Origin of the sequence: Caballeronia sp. LZ033 (assembly GCF_031451265.1) — a bacterium.
Lineage (GTDB): Bacteria > Pseudomonadota > Gammaproteobacteria > Burkholderiales > Burkholderiaceae > Caballeronia.
In genome coordinates this window covers 946,805-972,293 of record NZ_JARUXQ010000003.1, presented here as the reverse complement: position 1 = coordinate 972,293, position 25,489 = coordinate 946,805, and the positions used below count along the sequence as shown (strand labels likewise).

The window sequence follows — 25,489 nt, the reverse complement described above, 5'->3', positions numbered from 1 at the left end:
TCAGCAAAGGAAAGCGCGGTTTTGGCGAGCTTGCGGGCGCGGCGGATATGTCGGCGTGCGCCCGACGAAGCAGAGAAACCTGTCGGTGCAGCGCCGACTCAGAACTTTTCCACCCATGGCCGCAGTTCCATCTCCCACGTCCACGCGCTGCGATGCTGGCGCAGCACATCGATATAGGACTGCGCGATCGCATCGGGATCGAGCATGCTGTCGGGCGCGTCGGCGGCTTCGGGATGCGCGCCGCGCACGCCGCCGTCGATGACGAAGTGCGCGACGTGAATGCCCTTCGGCATCAGTTCGCGTGCGGCGCTTTGCGCAAGACCCCGTAGCGCGAACTTGCCCATCGCGAACGGCGCGGACAGTGCGAAGCCCTTCACGCCGGCGGTCGCGCCGGTCAGCAGGATCGCGCCGTGACCGGCCGGCATCATGCGCCGCGCCGCCTGCTGCACGACATGGAAGGCGCCCAGCGCGGAGACCGCGACGGCCCGTTCCACCGCCGCCGCATCCAGTTCGGCCAGCGGCCCGCGCACGCGGCCGCTGGCGTTGTACACGACGATCTCCGGCGCACCGATGCGCGCTTCAGTCTCGCTGAAGAGCGCGTCGATCTGGCTGGCATCGGCGGCATCGGCGGGCAGGGCGACGGCGCCGGTTTCATCCACCAGCGAGGCCAGCTTGTCGACGTTGCGCGCCGCGATCACGACAGGAATGTTCTCGGCGCGCAGGCGCCGCGTGAGCGAAGCACTGATGCCCGCTCCGGCGCCGACGATCAGCGCACTGCGATAAGGAAAGTCGCTCATGGATGTTTGCTCGAAAGGGTGGGCGCCGATCGATCATAAACGCAAGCCACTTTCCTCGCCCGACGCTCAGGCAGACTGTTCCAGGTAACGCGCCTGATCGAGATCGGACAGCAGCGTCGGCCCTGTGGGTTGCCAGCCGAGTCGAGCTTGTGTCTGCGCGCTGGAGGCGGGCATGTCGAGGGCCATGAACATCGCCATCCAGCCGAAGTGATCCTGTGCTTCGGCGGGCGTGATCGATACGACCGGCAGCTGCATGCCGCGCCCGAGCGACTCCATGATGTCGCGCGCGCTGACGCCTTCCTCGCCGACCGCGTGATAACGCGCGCCGCGTTCGGCCTTCTCGATGGCGAGCCGGTACACGCGCGCGACATCCGAACGATGCCCCGCCGGCCAGCGATTGGCGCCGTCGCCCACATACGCGCATACGCCTTTCTCGCGCGCGATGCCGATGAGCGGCGTGATGAGCCCTTGGCGGAATGGATCGTGGACCTGCGGCAGCCGTACAACCGACACGTTGATGCCCTGATCGAGCAACGCCTGCCCCGCGATCTCCGACGCGATGCGCGGATTCGGGTGCTTCAGGTTGACGATGTCCTCGCTTGCCAGTCCACCCTGTTCGCCGATGCCGATCCCCGTGCCCGACGTGATGACGAGCGGCCGGTCCGAACCCGCGAGCGCTTCGCCGAGCGCGGCGATCGCGCGCTTGTCCTTCTCGCAGTTCTCGACGAAGCGCGAGAAGTCGTGGTCGAAGGCGGTGTGGATAACGGCGTCGGCGTCGGCTGCGCCCTCGCGCAAGCTCGACGGGTCTTCGAGCGTGCCGTGATGCACATCGGCGCCGGCATCCTTGAGGGCTTGCGCGCCGGCATTGGAACGCGTCATGCCGATGACTCGATGACCCGCCGCGATGAGTTCGGGAACGAGCGCCGAGCCGATGAAACCGGTCGCGCCGGTCAGAAAGATTCGCATGGTGTGGTTCTCCTTGATCGAACCCATGCACTATCCTGCGTTTTCTTATCCCGTTAAAGTAGTGACGACATCATGGTAAACCGACTAACACCTTGAACACACCGCGCTCACTCGGCGATTTCCTGCGAAGCCGGCGCACGCGTCTCGATCCGGCCAGCTTCGGCTTCACGGGCCGCCGCCGTACGCCCGGACTGCGCCGCGAAGAGGTGGCGCAGCGTGCCAACATCAGCCCCACCTGGTACACGTGGCTCGAACAGGGACGCGGCGGCGCGCCTTCGCCGGACGTGCTGGAACGTATCGCCGGCGCGTTGTTGCTGACCGATACCGAACGCGAGCACCTGTTCATGCTCGGCCTCGGCAGGCCGCCGGAAGTTCGCTATCAAAGCGTGGAAGGCGTGAATCCGCGCTTGCAGCGCCTGCTCGACTCGCTCGAAGCCAGTCCGGCGCTCATCAAGACAGCCACGTGGGATGTGGTGGCGTGGAACCGCGCGGCGGCCGTTGTGCTGACCGACTACGGCGCATTGCCGCCGGGCCAGCGCAATATCCTGAAGTTCCTGTTCCGCCATCCCGCCGTGCGCGCGAAGCAGCACGACTGGGAGAACGTCGCGCGCTTTGTCGTCGGCGCGTTTCGGGCGGACGTGGCGCGCGCGGGGATCGTGTCGGAAGCCGCTGATCTCGTCGATGAACTGTGCAGCGCCAGTCCCGAGTTCGAAGCCCTGTGGCGCGACAACGATGTGCTCGGTCATTCGGACGTGCATGCCATCAAGCGCCTGCAGCATCCGCTGCTCGGTCCCGTCGAACTCGAGTATTCGGCCTTCGCGGTCGATGGCCGGCCTGACCTCGGCATGATCGTCTATACGCCGCTCGATGCCGAAGTGGCCGGGCGTATCAAGACGCTGGCGGCGGGCGAGCAAGCAAGGTCCGCGTAGATCGCGCAATCGGCACGGCCTACTGCAAACATCGTTCCCGCATGCAGGGCGGCTTGCGCAGTACCATGACTGCCCGATCTTGTTCACGGCACTTGCAAGGCCAGGGATCAGGAATAGCGGTTGCATCGATGCCTGGCCGGGCGCATGCCCTCATGTAAGGAAACCGAACATGGCTCATCTGTGCGACGTTTGCGCCGCGCGTCCCGCCACGGTGCGGCTGGCCGTCTTGCGCAACGGGCAGCGGCATGTCATCGACGTATGCGACTTTCACTATGCCCAGTTGACACGGCATCAGCGTGCGCTCTCGCCGTTGGAATCGCTGTTTCTCGGTGGCGCGCCGGAGCAGCCTGATCCATCCGGCGCAGCCATGCCGCCCCCGTCCGCCGATGCAGCGCCAACCCCCAGCGCCCGGCGCAACGAAGCCGAAGGCGCGAACATCGACCGCTATTTCAGCGACGGCGCGAAAGAGATGCTGATGCGCGCGGCCGAGCGCGCCGTGCAATCCGGATGTTCGCAGGTCGATACGGAACACCTGCTCTACGAACTCGCGAACAATGCGGTGATCGAGTCGCTGATGAAGAGCCTCGGGCTCGATCCCGCGCAGATCCGCGCCTATATCGATGCCAACGCGCCAGGCTGCTACGGCACGTCGCCGCCGCCGGCGGACGGCATGATCGGCGTGTCGCCGCGTCTGAAGAGCGCGCTCGACCGCGCGTTGCTCGCGTCGCGGCAACTGCGGCACAGCTATGTCGCGCCGGAGCATTTGCTGATTGGTCTCGCCGACGTGCCCGACAGCTTCGCCGGGCAACTGCTCGGCAAGCTCGGCGTCGATCCGCAGGCGCTCAGGCAGCAGACCGCGCAGACGGTCGGCGCGGGCGCACCGCCGCGCGGCGGCGATACGCCGCCTTCGCGTACGCCGAATCTCGACAAGTTCAGCCGCGACCTCACCGCACTCGCGCGCGAAGGACATCTGGATCCGGTGATCGGGCGCGCACGCGAGATCGAGACGATGGTCGAAGTGCTCGCGCGCCGCCGCAAGAACAATCCGGTGCTGATCGGCGAACCGGGCGTCGGCAAGACGGCGGTGGTCGAGGGGCTGGCGCAGCGCATGGTGAACGGCGACGTGCCCGAGTCGCTGCGCGAGAAACGGCTCGTCGAACTGAACGTGAATTCGATGGTCGCGGGTGCGAAGTTTCGCGGCGAGTTCGAGGAGCGCGTGAAGCAGGTCGTCGATGAAATCGGCGCGAATCGCGACACGCTGCTGCTGTTCGTCGACGAGGTGCATACGATCGTCGGCGCGGGGCAGGGCGGCGGCGAAGGCGGGCTCGACATCGCCAATGTCTTCAAGCCGGCCATGGCGCGCGGCGAGCTGAACCTGATCGGCGCAACCACGCTCGCCGAGTACCAGAAGCACATCGAGAAGGACGCGGCGCTCGAACGGCGCTTCCAGCCGGTGCTGGTGGCGGAGCCGACCGTCGCGCAGACCATCAACATCCTGCGCGGCCTGCGCGACCGTCTCGAAGCGCATCACAAGGTGACCATCCAGGACGATGCGATCGTCGGTGCGGCGGAGTTGTCGGACCGTTACATCACCGGACGCTTCCTGCCCGACAAGGCGATCGATCTCGTCGATCAGGCCGCCGCGCGCGTCAATCTCTCGGCCACTTCACGTCCTGCCGAAATCCTCGAACTGGAAGCGGAGCACGCGCAGTTGCGGCGCGAGCAGGACTACGCGGCATCGCGCAAGCAGTTCGACCGCGCGCATGCGCTCGACAGCGAACTCGAACAGAAGCAAAAGGAACTCGACGAAGCCACCGACACGTGGAAGAAGCGTGTCGGCACGAATACGTTGACGGTGACGGTCGCGCAGATCGCGGAGATCATCGCGACGCTCACGGGCATTCCGGTCGCGCAACTGACCGAGGAAGAGCGCGCGCGCCTGTTGCAGATGGAAGAGCGTCTACACAAGCGCGTGATCGGCCAGGACGAAGCGGTCGAGGCCGTGTCCGACGCCGTGCGCCGCGCGCGTACCGGTTTGCAAGGGCGCAATCGGCCGATCGCCGTGTTCCTGTTCCTCGGGCCGACGGGCGTCGGCAAGACCGAGCTGGCGAAGGCGCTCGCGGAAGTCGTGTTCGGCGACGAAGACGCGATGCTGCGCGTCGACATGAGCGAGTACATGGAGCGCCATGCGGTGTCGCGGCTGATCGGCTCGCCGCCGGGCTATGTGGGCTATGACGAAGGCGGCCAGCTGACCGAGCGCGTGCGTCGCCGGCCTTACAGCGTGATCCTGCTCGACGAGATCGAGAAGGCGCATCCGGATGTCTACAACGTGCTGCTGCAAGTGTTCGACGACGGACGCCTCACCGATGGCAAGGGCCGCGTCGTCGACTTCAGCAACACGCTGATCATCGCGACGAGCAATCTCGGTTCCGATGTGATCGCCGGTCAGAAGCGCGGCGTGCTGGGCTTCACGAGCACGGCGTCGGATGCGGATGCTTCGTTGCAAAGCGGCGTGATGAAGGTGTTGCAACAGCACTTCAGGCCGGAGTTCCTGAACCGGATCGATGACATCATCCTGTTCAAGTCCCTTGGCCGCGACGAAGTGCGGCAGATCGTGCGCTTGATGCTCGATCAGGTGCAACGTCTCGCGCATAGCCAGGACATCGCGCTCGAGTTCGACGAATCCGTCGTCGATCATCTCGCGGAAGTCGGTTATCGGCCCGAGTTCGGCGCGCGTGAGTTGCGCAGGCAGATTCGTCAGTCGATCGAGAACCAGCTCGCGAGGGAAATGCTTGGCGGCGAGGTCGGCGAAGGCGCGAAGGTGCGCTGCCGCTATGACGAGAGCAGGAAGAAGCTGGCGTTCGACGTGACGCGCGCCGGTCTCGCCAACCAGCCGGGCGAAGGCACGCCGCCTACGCCTTGATCTCATGCTGGCATGCGTCATTGTTCGCATGCCAGCACAGCCCGTGCAACGTTGCATGGATTATTCGAACGCACTCGAATGGCTATCCTGTGGATTCACTTCACAGAGAGGTCATCCATGTCTGCCAGCAAGATCGCGATCGTGACCGGCGCAAGCCGCGGGCTCGGTCGGAACACGGTGCTCAATCTCGCGCGACGCGGCGTCGATTGCATCTTTACCTATCACAGCAATCGCGCGGAAGCGGACAAGGTGCTGGCGCTCGTCGCCGAGACGGGCAGCAAGGCGGCCGCGCTGCAACTCGATACCGGCAAGGTCGCGGCGTTCGACGCCTTCACGAATGATGTGCGCCGCACGCTCGCCGGATGGCAGGCGGAACGCTTCGACTATCTCGTCAACAATGCGGGCACGTCGCATCACAACAGCATCGAGAAGACGACGGAAGCCGAACTCGACGCGCTCTATGACGTCCACTTCAAGGGCGTGTTCTTTCTCACGCAGAAGCTGCTTCCGCTCATCAACGACGGCGGCCGGATCGTCAATATCTCGTCGGGCCTCACGCGCATCATCATTCCGGAGAGCGCGGCCTATGGCTCGTTGAAAGGCGCGGTGGAAGTGCTGACCAAGTACATGGCGAAGGAACTGGCGCCACGCCGCATCGCGGTCAACGTGGTGGCGCCGGGCGCGATCCAGACCGACTTCAGCGGCGGCATCGTGCGCGACAACCCCGAGGTCAACCGGCGCGTCACCGAGATGACGGCGCTCGGCCGCCCGGGCCTGCCCGACGACATCGGACCGATGATCGCGTCGCTGCTGTCGGAGGACAATCGCTGGATCAATGCGCAGCGCATCGAGGTGTCGGGCGGCATGGCGATCTGACGTCATGGCTGCGGCTGTCCGCCGTCGGTAAGGACGGTCGCCACCTTCGCGATCTCCCGCGCGCCTTCTTCGACCGGGCGCTCGAAGTCTTCCGTCCATTCGCCAGACATGAAGGCCGCGCGACGCGCCGAGCCGTTCATCGCACGACCCCGTCTTGCCTTTTGCACGCGATTCTGCGAATGTGATCGCCGCTGTATCCGCATAAACATAACGAGCGGGATATCGCGCGCACTGCGCTGCACGACGGGCGTCGATCCGCTGACCGGAGGGAGTACCGACAATGACGCTTTCCCCTGTTCTGAAGCGGCTGGCATCGCCGCTCATCCTGCTCAGCCTGCTTCCGTTCGCAGCCGCTTCCTGCGGCGGCGGTGACGACGATACGCCGCCGCCGAAGACCGTACTGTCGGTTTCCGGCGACGTCACGATGCAGACCCAGTTCACGCTGGCGCAGATCCAGGCTCAGACCGCGGCGAGTCAAACCGTGTCCTTCGGCAGCGGCACGGGTCAGCAGACGCATGTGTACACCGGAGCAAGCCTCTGGAGCATGCTGAACCAGATCGGCATCACGACGAACGCGGCGGTCAAGAACGATGTCCTCGCGAAGTACGTGATCGCGACCGGCAGCGACAACTACCGCGCGCTGTTCGCGATGGGCGAGCTGAGCCCGGACTTCGGCAATCGCGGCAATCAGGTGGTGTATGCGGAGACGATCAACGGCACGAGCGCCGCGTTGTCCCCGACCGACGGCCCGCTGCGCGTCACCGCGCCGGGCGACGTGAAGGGCGGCCGCTACGTGTCGAACCTCGTGACGCTCAAGGTGGGCACGGCGGTGTCGGCGGTTCATGTCGCGGGCGGCGGGACCACGACGCAGTTCCAGTTGTCCGGCGCGGTGGCGACGCCGGCAAGCTTCGATCTCGCCGCGCTTCAGGCGCTTCCCGCGGTGACGCGCACGGTCGGCACGACGACCTACACGGGCGTGAGCCTGTGGAATCTGCTGAATGCGGCGGGCATCCAGACCAGTTCGACGGTCAAGAACGATCTGCTGGGTTTCTACCTGATCGCGACGGGCAGCGATGGTTATCGCGTGATCCTGTCGCTGGCCGAGCTGTCGCCCGATTTCGGCAATCAGCCGGACATCGTCGCGTATGAGATGAACGGTGCGCCCCTGACGACGACCGGTTTCGCGCGGCTCGTCATTCCCGGCGATGGCAAGGCGGGCCGCTACGTATCGAATCTGCTCGCGCTGGAAGTGGTATCGGCGCCGCGCTGAGCGACGCCGCGTCCGGCGAGGGAAGGATCCCCGAATCCTTCGCTCGCCGGATTGCGTGCTTCAGATCTTCATGCCTTGAATCAGGCTGCCCACCGAAGAGACCGACTTCGTGATGTTCTTCAGGTCGACGTCCGTGTGCGTCGAGGCATCCACTTGCGTCACGGGCGCGACGTTGGTCTGCGGGCTCGCGAAAGAGACGCCGCCGGCCTCGAGGTTGGCGTTGACGCCGTTGTTCTGGAAAACGCTGCCGCCGACGATGGCTTCCATCTCTTCACGGGCGAGGTCTTTGCTGACAGCGAGGTTGTCGATCTTCATGGTGAATCTCCTGGGTTCCGGTTGGGTGGGGAGCGCGTGTCGTTGCGCTCGCGACATTCATTGCGAGAGCCGTGCCAGGAGACGTTTCGCGTGCATGAAGATCGTGCAAGCCGTTGATGAGAAAGGGAAAGGCGGTACTCGGCGGTACCTGCCACGAGTCTCGTCATGCGGCGAGGTATTGGCGGCGACAGAACGGGCGCGCGTGGCGCGTTGCCGCCGATCCAACAGTGCGAGCCCACGGGCCGCGTGAAGAACGGATCAGCGATTCACTTCAAGTTTGACGTTTGCCTGCCGTTAACAGTCGCACGGAAAAGTCTTTCGGGCACATCAGGCACGCGACAGCATGCATGTCGATCTCATTACCATCTATCTGCTTGCCATCGGCACGCTCCTCGCCAGTTGCGGGATGACGCTGTGGGAACGCCGCGGTCATGCCGGACGCAGGCAGGAGCTGGCCACGCTGGCCGCCGGCTACGCGACGCTCGCCGCCGGCTGCGCGGCCGTCGCCGTGCGCCACGCGCTGCCCGGCGCGATCGGATCGGCGCTGAGCAACCTCATCATGGTCTCGGGCTATCTGCTGCTGCTGCGCGGCGTCGCCATCATGAACGACCGGCGTCATGGGGCGTTGTCCATTGGCGTGCTGGCCGGCGTGGCGCTCGCGTGGGTCATCGCCGGCGTGCGCTGGGAAGTGCCGATGTGGAACTACGTCAGCGCCATCCCGATCGCTTTCGCCAGCGGCATGACGGCCCGCGAACTGCTGCGTGGCGATCGCGCCCGGCGCCTGCAGTCGCGCGATATCGCGGCGTTCGTCGCGGGCTTTCACGGGCTCTTCTATGCCGCGCGCGCGCTGATCCTGCCGTGGCTGGCAGCGTCGCTCGGGCCGGGCATGCTGTCGGCGATCGCCAAGGCGACGATGTACGAAGGCGTGCTCTATTCCGTCATTCTGCCGATGACCCTGCTGCGCTTCGTGCGCGACGAGGCGCATGGTGAATTGCTGAAGGAATCGCGGACGGATTACCTGACGGGGCTCGGCAACCGCCGCTGGTTCTTCGAGGAAGGCATGCGCATCATCCGGCGCGCGGATGCACGGCAGCCGGTCTGCCTGATCGCGCTCGATCTCGATAACTTCAAGGCCATCAACGACCGCCACGGTCATGAAACGGGCGACGCCGTGCTCAAGACCTTCGCGTCGATCGCACAGGACGCGCTGGGGCCCGAGGCGATTTTTGCGCGCATCGGCGGCGAGGAATTTGCCGCGCTGCTGCCGGGACGCGACTGCAATCGCGCCCGCGCGACGGCGGAAGCCGTGGTCCGGCGTTTCGCGCAAGCGGGCACGCCCGGCGGGGCGGGGGTGGAGATCCGCGCGACCGTGAGCATCGGTCTGGCGCAATGCGGCACGGCCGGCGCTGCATTGACCGATCTGCTGACCATCGCCGACCGCGCGTTGTACCGGGCGAAGTCGCTCGGCGGCAACCGGGTGGAACTCGCGCAACCCGCGGCGCGTTCTCAAGCGCCGCGCGACAGCGTGGCCTGCTGATCTCTTCTAGCGCCGGGCCGAAGCACGCGTCCCCAGCCAGACCAATCCGATAGCCCCTGCCGCCAGCGCCGCCGCCGCGATCCACAGCGCGGCCGAGAACGAACCCGTGTGCTCGGCGATAGGCGCCGCGACCAGCGGCCCGACGATCTGCCCCAATCCATACGAAGCAGTGGCATAGCCCATCAATCCGGCGGCCGCATCGCCGCGCAGGCGGCGCGCCTCGCGCATCGCGAACAAAGTGATCGCGGTAAACGGAAACCCCAGCAGCAGACTGCCGATGCCGAATCCGAGCGCGGTAGGAAAGACGATCCCCGACGCGATGCCCAGCGCCTGAATCAGATACAACCCGGCCGACAGCAGGCGGTTGTCCCAAGACATCGGCAGGCGCGCGGCGAGCAGCGCGCCGGCGATCAGCGCGAGTCCGAAGGCTGGCCAGAACAAGTCGGGCCACGCTGAACCGGGCAAGGCTTGCCGGGCGATGACGGGCAGGAAGGTCGCCGAGATGATGTAGCCGAACCCGGCGAGTCCATAAAGGCCGATCAATCCGATCGAATCGGCGCGCGCTACGCCGGTCTCGCTGCCGCCGTGATGCGTCGCGCGGCCATGCGCGGCCGATGCCTGCAGCGTGAAGGTCTTCCAGACGGCCAGGCCGGCCAGCGCCGAGCACACCGCGAAGCCATCCCACACCCACGGCGTCGGCACGGCGAGCGCAGCGGCACCTGCACCGAGCAGTCCGGTTGCGACGATCCCGACACCCGGCCCGGCATAGATCACGCCGCCGTAGCCGTGCGCGTCGAGTTCCGCGAGCCGCCGCAGGCCCCATTGCGATGCAAACACGAACGCCCACGCGCTGACGACGCCCGCCGCGAAGCGGATCGCCGTCCAGAGCCAGAACAGATGAACGACGCCCATCGCGAGGGTCAGCAGGATGGTCGCGGCGAGCGCGAACCGCACCATGCGGGCGTGATCGATGCGAATCGCCGCGCAGGACAGCGCGCCGATCAGATAACCCGCGTAGTTGGCCGACGCGAGCCAGCCGCCGTGCCGGATGTCGAGCGCGCCGCTGTGCAGCATCAGCGGCAGCAACGGCGTGAACGCGAAGCGCCCGACGCCCAGCGCAACGGCCAGCACCACGGCGCAGGCAAGCGCGGCATGGCCCGCGGGTTGAGCGGAGGCGGACGAGACGGGCAGCGGCGATGCCATGAGCATGAAAGTCAGAGCGAGGGTCCGCTGATCCTACCTTGACCTATCCATCTTGAAAAATGAATAATCGAGATGGAATCAATCTTCAGGAAAGATCATGGATCTGGCTGCGCTCACCATCTTTCGGGCGGTCGTCCGCGAAAACGGCGTGACGCGCGCCGCGCTCAAGCTGAACCGCGTGCAATCGAACGTGACGACGCGCATTCGCCAGCTGGAGGAAACGCTCGGCACGGAGTTGTTCGTCCGCGATGGCCGGCGCCTCGTGCTGACGCCCGCCGGCGAGACCTTGCTGCCCTACGCCGAACGCCTGCTCGCGCTGGCCGAGGAAGCGCGTCATGCGATCAGCGAGAACCGGCCGCAAGGACGCTTGCGCCTGGGCACGATGGAAAGCACGGCGGCGAGCCGTCTGCCGCGCGTGCTCGCGGCGTATCACCGGCGCTGGCCGCAGGTGACGCTGGAACTGGCGACCGGCGTCACGCGCGCGCTGATCGAAAGCGTGCGCACCTTCGACGTGGATGCGGCGGTGATGGCGCGGCCGATCGAACCGGACGCGCTCGGCGCCGGGCAGTTCGACACCGTGCCGGTGTTCCGCGAAGAACTGACGCTGGTCACGCCGCGCGGACAGGATCCGACAGCCCTGGCGCAGGAGCCGGCCGGCCTCACGCTGGTAGCGTTCGAACGCGGCTGCGCCTATCGCTCCTATGCGATGCGCTGGTACGAGCAGCAGGGCATCCGTCCCGCGCGGGTGCTGGAACTGGCCTCGTACCACGCGATCATCGCGTGCGTGGCGGCGGGCGCGGGCGTCGCGGTGGCGCCGCGCTCGGTGCTGGAACTGGCGCGTCTCGACGATGACGTCGATGTCCATCCGCTCGGCGAACTGGGGCAGGTGGATACGCTGCTGGTCTGGCGCAAGGGCCATTACTCAGCGGCGCTCGACGCGCTCCGCGACCTGCTCCTCGATGGCGCGTGAATCACGCCCGCTTTTTCAGCCGGCCGCCGTGCTCAGCGCGACCACCGCCCGCAGCGCGCCGCTCACCATGTTCTCGACCACCGGCTCGACCTGTTGCGCCACCTCGGGCCGATACTCGAACGGCGCGGCCTCGTTCATGTAGGTCGACTGGCACATCTCCAGCTGGACCGCGTGCACGCCGTCCTGGGGCGCGCCGAAGTGCCGCGTGATATAGCCGCCCTTGAAGCGGCCGTTGGCGATCCACGTGAACGGACCCGCCGCAGCCGCGCGTTCCACTTCCTGCTGCACCGAAGCCGCCGCCGTGCGTCCGTCCTGCGTGCCGATGTTGAGATCAGGCAGCTTGTCGTCGAAGAGACGCGGCAGCACGCTCGCGATGGAATGCGCTTCCCACAGCAGCACGTTCGCATGCCGCTCGCGCAGACGCTTCAATTCGGCGCGCAGGGTGTCGTGATACGGCTGCCAGTACGCCGCGACGCGCCGCTGCTTCTCGGCGGCATCGGGCACGCAGCCTTCGCGATACACCGGCTCGCCGCGAAAGGTCAGGTCGGGGCACAGGCCAGTCGTCGTCTGTCCGGGATACAGGCTTTCGTCGCTCGGCGGCCGGTTCAGGTCGATCACATAGCGCGACAGGCGCGCGCCCAGAATCGTCGCGCCGAGCGTCCGGGCGAAGCTGTAAAGGCGGTCGAGATGCCAGTCGGTATCCGCGACCGTCAGCGCGACGTCGGTGTACTGGCTGCGCAGTGAGTCCGGAATCTGCGTGCCGAGGTGCGGGATGGAGATGAGCAGCGGCGCATCGCCGCGTTCGAGAGAAAAGAGATCGTTCATGAGCTTGCGTCCTGGGTTGGCCGACGTTCAGGCGTCGGCAAGCAGTTGCGAGAGCGCCCGGCGATAGTCCGCGTAGTGCCGCGCTTCGTCCCGATGACGACGCTCGCGAACCACGCATTCTCCACCGACGAAAACATCGCGCACCGGCGTTTCGCCATGTTCGCAGAAGACCACCGAAGAGAGCCACGTCGCGGGCGTTTGTTCCGCGAGATTCGGATGATCGGCGTCGAGCACGAGCCAGTCGGCGCGCGCGCCGGCTTCGAGCTTGCCGGTGGTGCGGCCCGTCGCGCGGGCGCCGCCTTCGAGCGCGTCGTGGAACAGCCGGTCCGCGACCTGCGCCGTGTCCGGCGACGCGAGCACGTTGCGCTGCCGCCGCTGGAGCCGCTGGCCGTATTCGAGCAGACGCAGTTCCGCGCGCCAGTCCACGCCGATATGACTGTCCGAGCCGACGCCGAACGCGCCCTGTGCGTCGAGATATTCCGCGACGGGGAAGAAGCCGTCGCCGAGATTCGCCTCGGTCGTGAGGCACAGCCCGGTGACCGCGCCGCTGCGGGCGAGCGCGAGCGTTTCGCCGGCATCGACGTGCGTGGCATGCACGAGACACCAGCGTGGGTTGACGTCGAAGTGATCGAGCAGCCATTGCACCGGGCGCGCGCCGAGCGCCGCGAGCGATGCGTCCACTTCCGCCGTCTGCTCCGCGATATGGATATGCACGGGCGCGCCGGGCGACATGGCGTCGAGGCCCTCGAGCAACGCGCGCAACGAAGCCTCCGACACCGCCCGCAACGAGTGCGGCGCGACACCGTAACGCAGCGCGCCGTCTTCCGGACGCGCCGTGCGCAGGCTGCGCAGCAGGTCGAGATAGCCTGCCGTGGAATTGATGAAGCGGCGCTGGTCGGCGCGCGGCGGCTGCGCATCGAAGCCGCCTTGCTGATAGAGCACGGGCAGCATCGTCATGCCGATGCCGGTCTCGCGCGCCGCATCCACGACGCGCAGCGCCAGTTCCGCCGGTTGCGCGTACTGCGTGCCGTCTTCGGCGTGATGCACGTAGTGGAACTCGCAAACGGACGTGTAGCCCGCCTTGAGCATCTCGACATAGAGCCAGCGCGCAATGGCGCCGAGCGTCTCGGGCGTGATGCGCAGCGCGAAGCGGTACATCAGGTCGCGCCAGCTCCAGAAGCTGTCGGCGGGGTTCGCGCGATACTCGGTGAGGCCCGCCATCGCGCGCTGGAACGCGTGCGAATGCAGGTTCGGCATGCCGGGCACGACCGGTCCTGCCGCGCGCGCCGCGTTCGCGGGTATCTCGCGCGTGTCGGGCGTCACGGCGACGAGCGTACCCGCGTCATTCCACTCCAGCAGCACGTTGGTGCGCCAGCCGTCCGGCAGCAGCGCGTGCGCCGCAAAAAGCATTGAGTTCGATGAGTTCATGATCGGACTTGGGTTTCGAGCGACGCGCACAGCAACGCGCCGTCGCCCTGCATCCCGACTTCGATGGCGCGCGCGTCTTCGATGCGCAGCGTGTCCATCTTCGTCAGACTGATATGCGTCTCGCCGACGCGCACGTCGAGCGTGCCGCGCGCGCAGTGCAGCAGCACGGTGTCGCCGCGCACGACGCGCGTGCCCGGCGCGTGCCAGATATCCACCGATGCGCGCGCGGCATCGCGTTGCGTCATCAGGTTGAACACGCGGACGGGGCCGTCGGTGAGCTGCGCGTCGATGGGCGTTTCGCCCGCGAACCGGGCCAGCTCCAACGCCTGCCCGACGACCTGTTCGCCGAGCACGAGACCCGCGCCGTCGAGCAATACGAGCACACGATCGATGCCGTCGAAGCGCGAGAAGGGCCCGGGCCGGTCGATATCCGCGACGCTCGCGCGCCACGCCTGGGCCTGCGCTGCGACTTCGCGCGTGATGCCGCCGCCGTTCTTCCAGGGTGAGGCGACGAGCGCGTCGCCGCGTATCAGAGCGAGGTTCATGCGCGCGTCAGCACGGCTTGCAGGAACGAACGCGTGCGCGGCTGCGTGGGCGTCGAGAAGATCTGCGCGGGCGGACCCGCCTCGACGATCTCGCCGCCGTCCATCACGACGACGACATCCGCCACTTCCTTCGCAAAGCCCATTTCATGCGTGACGACGAGCATCGTCATGCCTTCGGCGGCGAGCAGCTTCATCACTTGCAGCACTTCGCCGACGAGTTCCGGATCGAGCGCCGACGTGGGTTCGTCGAACAGCATGACGCGCGGCTGCATGGCCAGCGCGCGGGCAATCGCGACGCGCTGCTTCTGTCCGCCCGAGAGACTTGCGGGCATCGCATGCGCCTTGTGTTCGAGGCCGACCTTCTTGAGCAGCGCGAGCGCGGCGGTGTCGGCATCGGCTTTCGACATGCCGCGCAGCATGCGCGGGCCGACCGTGATGTTGTGCAGCACCGAAAGATGCGGGAACAGATTGAACGACTGGAACACCATGCCGACTTCGGTGCGCAACGCGTTGAGCGAGCGCTCCTTGAGCATCGTGCCGTGATCGACGAGCCGATGCCCGCAGATGTCGATGGTGCCGCGCTCCGGCTGTTCAAGACCGTTGCAGCAGCGCAGGAAGGTGCTCTTGCCGGAACCGCTCGGCCCGATCACGACGACGACCTGGCTCGGCTGGATATCGAAGTCGATGCCGTTCAGAACGCGATGCGTGCCGAAGGACTTGGTGAGTTCGCGGATGCTGACGATGGGTTGAGCGCTGTTCATTGCACCATGCCTCCTGCGCGCAGCCGACGCTCGACGCGATGAAGAATGTAGTTGGTCGTCTGGGTGAGCACGAGATAGACGAGCGCGATCACGATATACACCTCCAGCGACCGGTAAGAGACGCTGATGATCTTCTGTCCTTCGTGCATCAGGTCGTGGATGGTCAGCAGCGACACCAGCGCCGAGTTCTTGATCAGCGCGATGAACTCGTTGCCGAGCGGCGGAATCATGCGCACGATGGCCTGCGGCAGGATGATCGCGCGCATCGCCTGTCCGGACGACATGCCGATGGAGCGCGCCGCTTCCGTCTGGCCGCGGTCCACCGACTGAATCGCGCCGCGCACGATCTCCGACACATACGCTGCCGAATACAGCCCGAGGCCGAGCATGCCGCACACGAACGCGGGCAGCAGGATATCGAACTGCGGCAGGCCGAAAAACAGCAGGAACAACTGCACGAGCAGCGGCGTGCCGCGGAAGAAGATCAGATAGCCGGTGCAGAAGCCGTAGACCAGCCGGCGCTGCGGCGCCAGCCGGCCGATGCCGATCAGAAGCCCGAGCAGGCACGACAGCACGAGCGCGGCGGCGGTCACTTCCACCGTGACCAGCGCGCCGTGCGCGATGTCGGCCCAGCCGGCGAAGGCGGGAGTGAAGTCGAGTTGCATGGGTCAGGTCCGTCGGCTTACTTGGCGCTGGCGGTCGTGGCAGTGGTGCTGAACCACTTCTTGACGATGGCGTCGTAGGTGCCGTCGGCCTTGATCTTGGCGAGCGCGGCATTCATCTGGTCGCGCAGTTGCGGCTCGTCCTTGCGCACGGCGATGCCATACGCTTCCGTGGTCAGCTCCTTGTCGAGCACGCGGAAACCGGGGCGGGTGCGCACGAACTGGAATGCGGCGGGCTTGCCCGTGACGGCGGCGTCCGCGCGGCCGATGCCGACGAGATCGAACATTTCCTGGTTCTTTTCCACTTCCACGCGCTGCACCTGCGGATAGTTGTCGCGCAGGAAGTTCACGGACTTCGTGCCCACCTGAACCGTCACCTTCTTGCCGTTGAGATCGGCGAGGGTCTTGATCGGCGAATCGGCCTTCACCAGCGCCGAGAGGCCGCCCGCGAAGTAAGACTGCGTGAAGTCGACGACCTGCGAGCGTTCCGGCGTGATGTAGATGCCGGAGATGGCGGCATCGAAACGGCGCGCGACGAGACCCGGAATCAGCCCCTTGAAGTCGATGTCGGTCCACTGGACCGTCTTGCCCATTGCCTTCGCCAGCGCGTTCATGATGTCGATGTCGAAGCCGGTGCGCTGGCCCTTGTCGACGAATTCCATCGGCGGGAAGGTGGCGTCGGTGGCGACGTTCAGCACCTTCGAGTCTTCGGCGGCGGCGCTGCCGGGCAGCACGGCGGCCATGATCGCAAAGCCGAGGCTCGCGGCGGTAAAGAGGTTCTTGAGTTTCATCGTGTGGGCTCCGGGTGTGGTTCGGTCGTGGTTTTGAAGCGGTCAGGTGGACTGCAATTGGGTGGAAATGGCGTTGGCGGTGCGCACGGTCCAGTCGGCGAGTTGCTGTTCGCGGCCGGCGGCGCGCGAGGAGGGCGCCATCAGCGTGATCGACGCAGCCGCGCCGCCGCCGCTGCCGCGCGTCGGACGCCGGAAGACGGGCGCGCTGACGCCCCACACGCCGATATCGATCTCGCTGTCGCTGACCGCGTAGCCGCGGGACCGGATGGCGTCGAGTTCGGCTTCGAGGGCGGCGCGCGCGGCGGGGTTGTCGGCGAACTGGCGTTCGAGAGTTTCGGCGCGGGTCTTGTCGGCCATGAAGGCGAGCAGCGATTTCGCCGATGCCCCCGCACGCAGCGGCACGGCGCGGCCTTTCTCGAAGGAGCAGCGCAGCGAGTGCGTGCTCTCGATCATTTCGAGGCAGATCACCTGGTCGTTCACGGCGACGATGAGACCGACGCTTTCCTGCGTCGCGCGGGAGAGTTGCAGCATGCTGTCGCGGCTGGCTTCGACGAGCATCGAGTTGACGTCGAAGCCGAGCGCGAGCTGGAGACTGATGGGGCCGGGCGCGTAGTAGCCGGCGTCTTCGGAGACGAAGCCCCAGCGCTTGAGCAGCGCGACTTGCCGGTAGAGCGTGCTTTGCGCGAGACCGGTGGCGCCGAGCATGTCCTTCACGGACATGGCCTTGCCGTGGCTGGCGAGTGCGCTCAGCACGAGCAGCAGGCGCTCGGCCCCAATGACGCTGGATTCCTTGTTCACGATTTTGGTCGTTGCTTGAAGCGATGTCGATGGACAGAGAATGCCATGCGGCTCCCGCTGGACAAAAATCGGTTTCTCGGTGGGTGGGAAATTTAGATGTAGGGTTTACGCTTATCCGGACAGCAAAAAAGAAAGGGGCGCTCGCCGATGGCGCGGGCCCGTCAGGACGTCAGGCAGCGGTGTGGCGGGCTGGGCTGGCCCCCCAGCATGACCCCCCCGCCGTCTCCCCCACCCGCGCCACCGGCCCCTGTCCGGTCTGATGCCGCGACCTCCCCGAACTCAGATAATCCGCGATCGAATCCTGCGTGATCTCGCCGACATAGTGCCCATCGGCATCCAGCACCGGCATCCACGACGATCGGAATTGATACATCTTCGAGAGCACGATCCGCAGGTTCTCATCCGGCGAAACAGTCGCCTGAAACTGCGTGAGCTTGTCGCCGCACACGCCTTGCGCCCCGCGCGCCGCCCGTCGCGACACCACGCCCAGCGCGTGCCGCTCGCCATCCAGCACGGTCAGATAGCGGCTGTCGCTCTCGTCCATCAGCGCGAACGCATCGGCCAGTGGCGTCTCGGCGCGCACGGTATCGGGTTGCGTCGCCGCATCGCCCGCCTTCACGAGCAACAGACGCTTCAGCGTGCTGTCGGCGCCGACGAACTGGCCGACGAAATCATCACGCGGATGCGCCAGCAAGGTATCCGGATGATCGTACTGCACGAGCTTGCCGCGCCGGAACACGGCCACGCGGTCACCCAGCTTGATCGCTTCGTCGATATCGTGGCTCACCATGATGACGGTCTTCTTCAACTGGCGCTGCATCGCGAAGAACTCGTTCTGGATGGACTCGCGGTTGATCGGATCCACCGCGCCGAACGGCTCGTCCATCAGCAGCACGGGCGGATCGGCGGCCAGCGCGCGGATCACGCCGATGCGCTGCTGCTGCCCGCCCGACAACTCGCGCGGATAGCGCTTCAGATACAGCTTCGGATCGAGCGCGACCATCGACATCAGTTCGGTCGCGCGCTCGGCGCAGCGCTTCTTGTCCCAGCCGAGCAGGCGCGGCACGATCACGATGTTCTCTTCGATCGTCATGTTCGGAAACAGGCCGATCTGCTGGATCACGTAGCCGATATGCCGGCGCAGGTCCACTTCATTGAGCCCGGACGTATCCTCCCCGTTGATCAGCACGCGTCCCGAGGTCGGCTCGATCAGACGGTTGATCATCTTGAGCGTCGTGGTCTTGCCGCAACCGGACGGGCCAAGGAACACGCAGATTTCGCCCTCTTCGACCTTGAGGCTCACCGAGTCGACGGCGTTCACCTTCTGGCCGTCCTTCTGCGTGAAAGTCTTCGTCAGGCGGTCGAGTTCGATCATGTCTTTTGCACTCCCTTCGGTGTCAGTACACGCTGCAATGCCTGCAGCAGCAAGTCGGCGACGATCGCGAGCAGGCTCACGAGCACGGCGCCCACCAGCAGTTTCATCATGCTGCTCTGGCCGATCGCGCGCACGATCAGCGAGCCCAGTCCGCCCGCGCCGATCACGGCGGCAATCGTCATCACGCCGATGTTCATCACCACGGCGGTGCGCACGCCGCCGAGAATCACCGGCACGGCCAGCGGCAGTTCCACGAGACGCAGCCGTTGCCACGCCGTCATGCCGATGCCGATCCCCGCTTCCTTGATGCCCGCTTCCACGTTGCGCAGCGCGAGATAGGTGTTGCGCATGATCGGCAGCAGCGAGTACAGGAACACGGCGGTGATCGCCGGCACGGCGCCGATGCCTGCGCCAAAGCGCGAAAACACCGGGATCATCAGCCCGAACAGCGCGATGGACGGCAGCGTCAGGATGATGGTCGCGAGGCCGAGCAGCGGGCCGGCGAGCCACGGATAGCGATTCATCACAATGCCGAGCGGCACGCCCGCGAGGATCGCGCAGCCCACGGCCAAGCCCACCAGATAGCAATGCTGCAAGGTCAGTTGCAGCAACTCGGGCCAATTGGCGCTCAGGTAGTCGGTCAGACTCATCGTTCGGGTTCCTCCTTCATCAAGGCAGCTTGTGCGCGCGCAGAAACTCGCTCGCGACCGCCTGCACCGACTTGCCGTCGATATCGACCTGCTTGTTCATCTCCAGCATCGCGTCGTTGTCCAGCACGGCGGACAGCGCGTTCAGCTGTTCGGCCAGCTTGGGGTTCTGCTGGAGCACGGTCGCGCGCACCACGGGCGTGGCGTTGTACGGCGGGAAGAAATGAAGATCGTCTTCGAGCGGCACGATGCCGAAGCCCTTCACGCGGCCATCGGTCGTGTAGACGAGACCGATGGTCAACTGGTTGTTATGCAGCGCCGTATAGACCAGCCCCGAATCCATCTGCTTGGTCTCGGCGCGGCTGAAGTGCAGATCGTAGGCGGCTTCCAGCGGCTTCAGGCCATCGGGACGGTTCGCGAACTCCGCATCCATGCCGAACACGTGACGCGTACCCTTCGGGTCGCTCCTGAGCTTCTCCGACAACTGCGAGATCGTGCGGATGCCCGACTTGCGCGCGGCTTCGGCGGGAAGGCCGAGTGCGTAGGTGTTGTTGAGCGGCGACTTGTTGAGCCACACGAGCCCTTCCTTGGCGTCGAGATCCTTGACGCGCTGGTACATCTCGTCGGGCGACATCTTGTCCTTCAGCTTGTGATAGACCAGCGCCGCCGTGCCGGTGTATTCCCACGTGAGATCGACCTGGCCGTTTTCCTGCGCGCTGCGCAGGAGCACGCTGCCGAGGCCGGTGCGCGCGTCGATCGAATAGCCGCGCGCACGCAGATACTGCGTCGTGATCTCGACCAGGACGTACTGCTCGGTGAAGTTCTTGCCGCCGACGACAAGATTCGCGGCGAGCGCCGGCACGCTCGCGCAAGCGCTGAGTGCAACGGCGGCGAACGCTTTGCGGAGGAAGCGAGAGAGCTTCATGGCGTCACCTCGCTGCCGTTGGTCCAGCGCCGGCTTGCCGCGGACACGATGGCGTCGAGCAGCAGCGCGAGGATCGCGGTGCCTGCGGCGCCGAGCAGCAGCATCTGGTTGTCGTTCAGATAGATGCCGGGGAAGATCAGCGTGCCGAGACTGTCCGCGCCGATCAGATAGGCGAGCGGCGCCGTGCCCACGTTGATCGCGAGTGCGGTGCGCACGCCGCCCACGATGATCGGCATCGCGTCGGGCAATTCCACGCGCATCAGCGACTGCATGCCCGTCATGCCGATGCCCCGCGCCGCTTCGAGCAGCGAGGCAGGCACGTTCTTCATGCCTTCGTAGGTGTTGCGCGTGATCGGCAGCAGCGAGGCCAGGAACAGCGCGATGACGGCGGGCGTATCGCCGATGCCGAAGATGCCCAGCGCAATGGCGAGCACCGCGAGCGAAGGCACCGTGTTGCCGATGTTGAAGATCTGCATGAAGCCTTCGGCCTGCCGCGCGAGGCCGGGGCGGCTGAGCGCCACGCCCGCGGGAATGCCGATGACGATGGCAAGCGCCATCGAAATGCCCACCAGCAGCAGATGACGGCCCGTATAGTAGATGAGATCGCCGGAGTATTTGTGCCATGTACTGGCGTCGATGGCGCGCGTCAGCAGCACGGCCACGATGATTACCGCCAGCAGGCTGCCGAGGATCTGGACAGTTCGTCGGGACATGGAAAAGGTCTCCTTGTTCGAAGGGCGAGCGCGATGGATCCACGCTGCGTCGTGCGCCGCTGCCGACAGACGCGGGCGCCGAATGGGAGCTGGTTACAGCCGGAATGGAAAGGATGGGCGCGAAGGCGTGGCGCAAATGCGCGCGCCGGAAGCGCTGGCCACTCGCCGCTCAGCAAGGACGGGCGAGGGTTGAAACAGGAAGGTCGGGTGTCGGCGTCTCCGTTTGAGCAGTCAATGAGCCTCCTCGCAAGGCGGCAAACAGAAAGCCCTTAGCAAGCCATGTGCCCGTCAGGCGATCTGACCGATGCCTTGGGCCCCCCGTCTGCGTGCTGGCCTTGATCGGTCCAACGCCGCGCAACTTCGACACAACCCACACGACTTTCCTTCGCGATCTCGCCAGGCTAGCCGAACACGCGATCGCCGCGTGGGATGAAGCTGAGAGGCGGCACCGCCGGATCGGCAGGATAAGGAGGACGGCGAGCTGACTCGCCTTGCGCTCTCGGGCAGCGAGACGGGCATGCGGGACCGCAACGCCGTACCGGCGAGCTCCACTATCCGCCCGACTGGCATGCGCTGACCGGCTATGAACCGCATGAGTTGAGCAACCGGATCCCGGGCGTCGCAGCGGGCCTCCGCCGCCAGTTTGACGCAGTGGCGGCTCGAATATCGCGTCGATCTTCGGCACCGGGAATCGCGCTGGCGCGAAGGCGAAGCAAGGCCGCAGCGCAACGCGGCGCGGACGCGGCACCGTATGACACGGCTTCATCATGGATGCGACCGGGCGCAAGCGCATCGAGGCGGAGCTGCAGTCGCTGGCAACCACGGACCATCTGACGCAGTTGTCGAACCGGCGTGAATTCGTGAGCCGGAGCGGGGCTGTGCTCGACACGCTGCGGCAGCGCGTGCTGTCATGCGCACGTCGAGCACTGCTCGTGTCCAGTGTCTTCTTTGCCAGACTTCTCCGGGCGGTATCAGCGTGTTGCCGGACCCACTGTGGGTGAACGGTATCTACACGCCCAGAAATTCTGCGATTCTTTGCAGTTGGGTGGTGGTGAGTTCCCGACCCTTGCCGGTCATGAAGGTGCGCACCATGTCTGGCGTGATGTCCTGATAACCTCGTGCCGTCAGTTCCACTTGTAGACTCCGCGGCGCCTGGGTGTTTCCTTCAAACCATTCATCCATCGAATTTGCATCGGGACTTTTCAGCTTCGAATAGTCCTCGGAGAACTGTCTGAGCTCCTTGCTTCCCCACGAAGGCTCACCGCCATCCGTGCGCGGTCGCTTGAGCGGCGGTGGTTGTGTGGGGTCGCTGGTTCCGGGTGGAGGGTCGGATTGGCCGGCATATGCGCTTGGGCGCTTCAGCGGCGGTTCCGGGGGGCTAACGCCGGCTCCGGAGGGCTCGGAAGGCATGTCGAGCGCGACCCATTTTTGCGACCGCTCTGACCAGTACCCGTCTCCGGACCGGATTCGCTCGATCCACGCTGTCGGGACGCCGGTTTCCTGGCTGATCTGCCAGGCCGGCTTCAACTGTTCGTTCCCTTCGATGATGTCGGCGTATTGCTGATAGGCCATGGGATAGCTTGTCAACGACGCCGCAGGAGCGGGCTGGGACGCCGCTGCCGGACCGTCTGGCCGGGTTCTCCAGGGTAGCTCCTGTGGGAGCCGGTCGATCGGACGACCGTGGATCCTTGCATAGCGCCGCGCGCCGATATAAGCCAAGAACTCGTCACCGCTCGTCAGTTCGTGTGCGACAGCTGACAGCGACTCACCGCTGGTCAATCGCGTGTACAAGAGCGACAACCTCTTTCCATCACGGGGCGCTTCGCCCCGATTGTATGCACGCGCCAGCCTTACCTCCCCGCTCTCCGCGATATATTGATTGATGAGGTTTTTGGCGGTCTCCGGACGGACGTGAAGTTCTCGGGATATTTCCTCAAGAGTGTTTCCCTGTTCATACAGTTCAAATGCCCAACGGGCCTCTCCCTTCCCTCCCCCCACCAGACCGTGGTCGAGATCGACCTGCCAGTTCCCCCTCGTGTCAATGGACATGTGGGGCGCATTGGGCGCACCGTCGCGCGGCTCCATTTGCCACTTGCCGGCGGTTTCGTCGAAGCGCACCGGATAACTTTGTCCGCCTTGCTGGATGAAGTGCTGGCCGGTTCCATCGTGATACAGGCCACGGTAGTCCGCATCGGGCACCAGTTTGCCGGAGGGTTGTCGTGCGTATTCCGACGCCACCAGCGGAATGCCCGGCGCGTCGGCTGCGGTGCTCGCAGCGAGCACGGCGGGTCCACCGTCCGGCGCAGTGACGGGCTTGATTTCATCGGCAGGTTTGACTTCTTGCGCGACGCCTGCTTCCTCGGACTTTGTCCTGGATGCCGGCACCTGTTCTTCTGCGGCGCGACCGAAGCGCGGCAATCTCGCTTCCCCCAGCATGCCGCCCGCTACGCCGGAGAAGAAGTCGATACCCTGTCTGGCTGCTTCGGGAAGCGACTTGGCCGGCACGATGTAGTCGGTGAGCAGGTTCACGCCCGGCACGAGCCCCACGAAGAAGCGGCCAAGGCCGTCCTGGAGTTGCTGCTGCCAGAGCGGCAGGGGCGGCGTGTGGGCATCGAGATACTCGTAGCGAAGGGGACCGCGTTGGGAGGCGGCGTGATACAGCATGCCGGCCTCGTTGATGCGGCTGTTCTCCGTCTGGTAGCGATGGAGCAGATCGGCGCCGAAGTTGCCCATGCGCAGGTTTTCGGCGGTGGTGTGCGTGGGGTCGGACGGTAGCGGCGGGAGCTCGGCCGAACGGCGGAAGGGATCGCTCTGGATGTGATCGATGGCCCATTGAGCCTTCCCGGTCGCTTCATCGGACCACTGGTGCAGGGGCTTGAAGTCGTCGGGAGTGTGCTCCAGGCGATACTGGAACTGCTGCGCATTGCGCTCGGAGTTCAGGCCGTGGTTGATGAAGTACTGGAGGCGCTGGAAGGAACGGGTGTCGTCAAGCGAACCGAGCGAGGCAATCTGAAGCGATGAGGCATCGCGCATGGCCTGATCGATTTGCTGATCGGCCTGCTTCCATTGGTCATGCACGCGCCTGTGTTCCTGATCGATCATGGAGCCGATCTGCGTCTGCATGGTGTGGCGGATGTCAACGGCCTGTCCGAAGATGCGCGCGCGTTCATCCGGGGTCGTGGCCTGGTTGAACTGTTGTCCCTTTTCGGCGAGCAGATCGCTCTGCTGCTGGCCGGCGGCGCCGAGATAGACGGCACCGAAGGGCTTGCCGAAGGCCTGCTGGACGCGGGCGTTGGGGTCGCTCATGGCCTGCTGATAGGCCTTGCTGACCGGATCGATGACATCGCTTCGCACGGACTGCGCGATCTTCGCGCGTTGATCCCCGGTGGTGGCTGCGTTGTAGTAGGTCGAGCCCGCGGCGAGCGCGCCGCGATAGAAGTCGCGCTGACCGGACGGAAGGGCCTCGATTTGCTGGTTCGTCTGGGTGGCCTGCTGTTCGAACGAGATGGCATCGGGTGGAGCGCCACGCAGCGATTCGCCCTGGAGCGCCGCCAAGCTGTTGGCGTTGCCGGCGTCGTTGGGAACGGTGGGGTCCTTGTCGAGGCGATCGAGCAGTGGCTGGGTTTCGGCGGACGACAGGCCAGGCGCGGCCGCATCGGCTGACTGAACTTGCGCCAGCGTGGAAGAAGACGTGGGCGTGCCGGTCTGCCCGGCAGGAGCGTCGTCTGCTTCGTTGCGGATCGGAGCGGCAGGCGAGCCGTCCGGCGGAGCGCTGCCGGTGGCGGGGGTGTCGTTATCGTCGCCGTCATACGTTTCTACGGGAGTGGACGATTGTGAATTGACGCTTGATACGGCCATATCGGGTTCTCCGGAAGCGAGGAGGGATGTCATGTCGATGCATCCGAGCACCGTTCGCGTCCAGTGTTACCTTCAGCCAATATCTCGAGGTGGTGAGCAGATATTTCCGACGTGTCTCGATGAAGGTTGTGCACGGATCATTACGTGCCGAGGCTGCTGCCGGGCAAAATGAAGGGCACTCATGGTCCCAGGCATTCCGCGATTTTTTCCATCTGGTGCGTGGTGAGTTCGAGATCTCTTCCAGCAAGGCAGGGTCGTCGTCGCTGCCGCCATACTGCTGCGTGGAAACCGACGATTGTGAATTGACGCTTGATACCGCCATTTCGGGATCTCCGGAAGCAAGCAAAGATGTCGCCCGATGCGTCTCACGTCAAC

Annotated in this window: 23 protein-coding genes; 6 read left to right on the top strand and 17 right to left on the bottom strand. The window is 65.6% G+C overall.

Features of this window, described 5'->3' with window-relative positions:
* Positions 1-98: 98 nt before the first annotated feature.
* Both QCE62_RS25665 and QCE62_RS25660 read right to left on the bottom strand, forming a co-directional pair.
* Positions 99-797: an SDR family NAD(P)-dependent oxidoreductase gene (locus QCE62_RS25665; RefSeq protein WP_309924527.1), complete on the bottom strand. Its 699-nt coding sequence runs from the start codon at positions 795-797 to the stop codon at positions 99-101.
* Between the two features lie 66 nt (positions 798-863).
* The gene (locus QCE62_RS25660) at positions 864-1,763 is read right to left on the bottom strand and encodes an SDR family oxidoreductase (protein ID WP_309924525.1); all 900 of its coding nucleotides are present in this window, start codon (positions 1,761-1,763) and stop codon (positions 864-866) included.
* A 92-nt stretch (positions 1,764-1,855) separates the two neighbouring features.
* On the opposite strand from QCE62_RS25660, the gene QCE62_RS25655 reads away from it, so the two are divergent.
* The 3 genes from QCE62_RS25655 (at position 1,856) to QCE62_RS25645 (ending at position 6,491) form a co-directional block, all read left to right on the top strand.
* On the top strand, positions 1,856-2,692 hold the full coding sequence (locus QCE62_RS25655) for a helix-turn-helix transcriptional regulator (protein WP_309924522.1): 837 nt from the start codon (positions 1,856-1,858) through the stop codon (positions 2,690-2,692).
* Positions 2,693-2,861: 169 nt separating this feature from the next.
* Positions 2,862-5,615, top strand: coding sequence for an ATP-dependent Clp protease ATP-binding subunit (locus QCE62_RS25650; RefSeq protein ID WP_309924520.1), 2,754 nt, complete (start codon positions 2,862-2,864; stop codon positions 5,613-5,615).
* Positions 5,616-5,732: 117 nt separating this feature from the next.
* Positions 5,733-6,491 (top strand): SDR family oxidoreductase, encoded by a 759-nt coding sequence (locus QCE62_RS25645; protein WP_309924518.1) that lies wholly within the window; start codon positions 5,733-5,735, stop codon positions 6,489-6,491.
* Positions 6,492-6,493: 2 nt separating this feature from the next.
* Here QCE62_RS25645 and QCE62_RS25640 read toward each other — a convergent pair whose 3' ends face one another.
* Positions 6,494-6,631, bottom strand: a complete 138-nt coding sequence (locus QCE62_RS25640) for a hypothetical protein (protein ID WP_309924516.1) — start codon at positions 6,629-6,631, stop codon at positions 6,494-6,496.
* A gap of 140 nt (positions 6,632-6,771) precedes the next feature.
* Between QCE62_RS25640 and QCE62_RS25635 the strand changes: the two genes are divergently transcribed.
* Positions 6,772-7,761: a molybdopterin-dependent oxidoreductase gene (locus QCE62_RS25635; RefSeq protein ID WP_309924514.1), complete on the top strand. Its 990-nt coding sequence runs from the start codon at positions 6,772-6,774 to the stop codon at positions 7,759-7,761.
* Between the two features lie 60 nt (positions 7,762-7,821).
* On the opposite strand, the gene QCE62_RS25630 is transcribed toward QCE62_RS25635, so the two are convergent.
* Positions 7,822-8,076, bottom strand: coding sequence for a hypothetical protein (locus tag QCE62_RS25630; protein ID WP_309817314.1), 255 nt, complete (start codon positions 8,074-8,076; stop codon positions 7,822-7,824).
* A 343-nt stretch (positions 8,077-8,419) separates the two neighbouring features.
* Between QCE62_RS25630 and QCE62_RS25625 the strand changes: the two genes are divergently transcribed.
* The gene (locus QCE62_RS25625) at positions 8,420-9,613 is read left to right on the top strand and encodes a GGDEF domain-containing protein (RefSeq protein ID WP_309924512.1); all 1,194 of its coding nucleotides are present in this window, start codon (positions 8,420-8,422) and stop codon (positions 9,611-9,613) included.
* Positions 9,614-9,619: 6 nt separating this feature from the next.
* Here QCE62_RS25625 and QCE62_RS25620 read toward each other — a convergent pair whose 3' ends face one another.
* Positions 9,620-10,816, bottom strand: a complete 1,197-nt coding sequence (locus QCE62_RS25620; RefSeq protein ID WP_409017925.1) for a YbfB/YjiJ family MFS transporter — start codon at positions 10,814-10,816, stop codon at positions 9,620-9,622.
* 97 nt (positions 10,817-10,913) lie between these two features.
* On the opposite strand from QCE62_RS25620, the gene QCE62_RS25615 reads away from it, so the two are divergent.
* On the top strand, positions 10,914-11,786 hold the full coding sequence (locus QCE62_RS25615) for a LysR substrate-binding domain-containing protein (RefSeq protein WP_309924508.1): 873 nt from the start codon (positions 10,914-10,916) through the stop codon (positions 11,784-11,786).
* 15 nt (positions 11,787-11,801) lie between these two features.
* On the opposite strand, the gene hutG is transcribed toward QCE62_RS25615, so the two are convergent.
* From hutG to QCE62_RS25555, 12 genes are all read right to left on the bottom strand, one after another.
* On the bottom strand, positions 11,802-12,611 hold the full coding sequence (hutG, locus tag QCE62_RS25610) for an N-formylglutamate deformylase (protein WP_309924505.1): 810 nt from the start codon (positions 12,609-12,611) through the stop codon (positions 11,802-11,804).
* A 27-nt stretch (positions 12,612-12,638) separates the two neighbouring features.
* A complete protein-coding gene (locus QCE62_RS25605; RefSeq protein WP_309924503.1) occupies positions 12,639-14,039 on the bottom strand; it encodes a formimidoylglutamate deiminase in 1,401 nt (466 codons plus the stop codon).
* A complete protein-coding gene (locus QCE62_RS25600; RefSeq protein ID WP_309924500.1) occupies positions 14,036-14,584 on the bottom strand; it encodes a HutD family protein in 549 nt (182 codons plus the stop codon). The genes QCE62_RS25605 and QCE62_RS25600 overlap by 4 nt, the downstream gene beginning before the upstream one ends.
* Positions 14,581-15,345 carry an amino acid ABC transporter ATP-binding protein gene (locus tag QCE62_RS25595; RefSeq protein WP_309924498.1) on the bottom strand — a complete coding sequence of 255 codons (765 nt, stop codon included), beginning with the start codon at positions 15,343-15,345 and terminating at the stop codon, positions 14,581-14,583. Before QCE62_RS25595 ends, QCE62_RS25600 begins: the two co-directional genes overlap by 4 nt.
* Positions 15,342-16,010 (bottom strand): amino acid ABC transporter permease, encoded by a 669-nt coding sequence (locus QCE62_RS25590; protein WP_309817295.1) that lies wholly within the window; start codon positions 16,008-16,010, stop codon positions 15,342-15,344. Before QCE62_RS25590 ends, QCE62_RS25595 begins: the two co-directional genes overlap by 4 nt.
* A gap of 17 nt (positions 16,011-16,027) precedes the next feature.
* Positions 16,028-16,798, bottom strand: a complete 771-nt coding sequence (locus tag QCE62_RS25585; RefSeq protein ID WP_309924496.1) for a transporter substrate-binding domain-containing protein — start codon at positions 16,796-16,798, stop codon at positions 16,028-16,030.
* Between the two features lie 42 nt (positions 16,799-16,840).
* Positions 16,841-17,596 (bottom strand): IclR family transcriptional regulator, encoded by a 756-nt coding sequence (locus QCE62_RS25580; protein WP_309924493.1) that lies wholly within the window; start codon positions 17,594-17,596, stop codon positions 16,841-16,843.
* A 169-nt stretch (positions 17,597-17,765) separates the two neighbouring features.
* Positions 17,766-18,971 carry an ABC transporter ATP-binding protein gene (locus QCE62_RS25575; RefSeq protein ID WP_309924491.1) on the bottom strand — a complete coding sequence of 402 codons (1,206 nt, stop codon included), beginning with the start codon at positions 18,969-18,971 and terminating at the stop codon, positions 17,766-17,768.
* Positions 18,968-19,621 carry an ABC transporter permease gene (locus QCE62_RS25570; RefSeq protein WP_309924489.1) on the bottom strand — a complete coding sequence of 218 codons (654 nt, stop codon included), beginning with the start codon at positions 19,619-19,621 and terminating at the stop codon, positions 18,968-18,970. The genes QCE62_RS25575 and QCE62_RS25570 overlap by 4 nt, the downstream gene beginning before the upstream one ends.
* A 19-nt stretch (positions 19,622-19,640) precedes the next feature.
* Positions 19,641-20,543: a glycine betaine ABC transporter substrate-binding protein gene (locus QCE62_RS25565; RefSeq protein ID WP_309924488.1), complete on the bottom strand. Its 903-nt coding sequence runs from the start codon at positions 20,541-20,543 to the stop codon at positions 19,641-19,643.
* Positions 20,540-21,256: an ABC transporter permease gene (locus QCE62_RS25560; protein ID WP_309924485.1), complete on the bottom strand. Its 717-nt coding sequence runs from the start codon at positions 21,254-21,256 to the stop codon at positions 20,540-20,542. The genes QCE62_RS25565 and QCE62_RS25560 overlap by 4 nt, the downstream gene beginning before the upstream one ends.
* Positions 21,257-22,264: 1,008 nt before the next feature.
* Positions 22,265-25,147 carry a hypothetical protein gene (locus QCE62_RS25555; protein WP_309924483.1) on the bottom strand — a complete coding sequence of 961 codons (2,883 nt, stop codon included), beginning with the start codon at positions 25,145-25,147 and terminating at the stop codon, positions 22,265-22,267.
* Between the last annotated feature and the right edge of the window lie 342 nt (positions 25,148-25,489).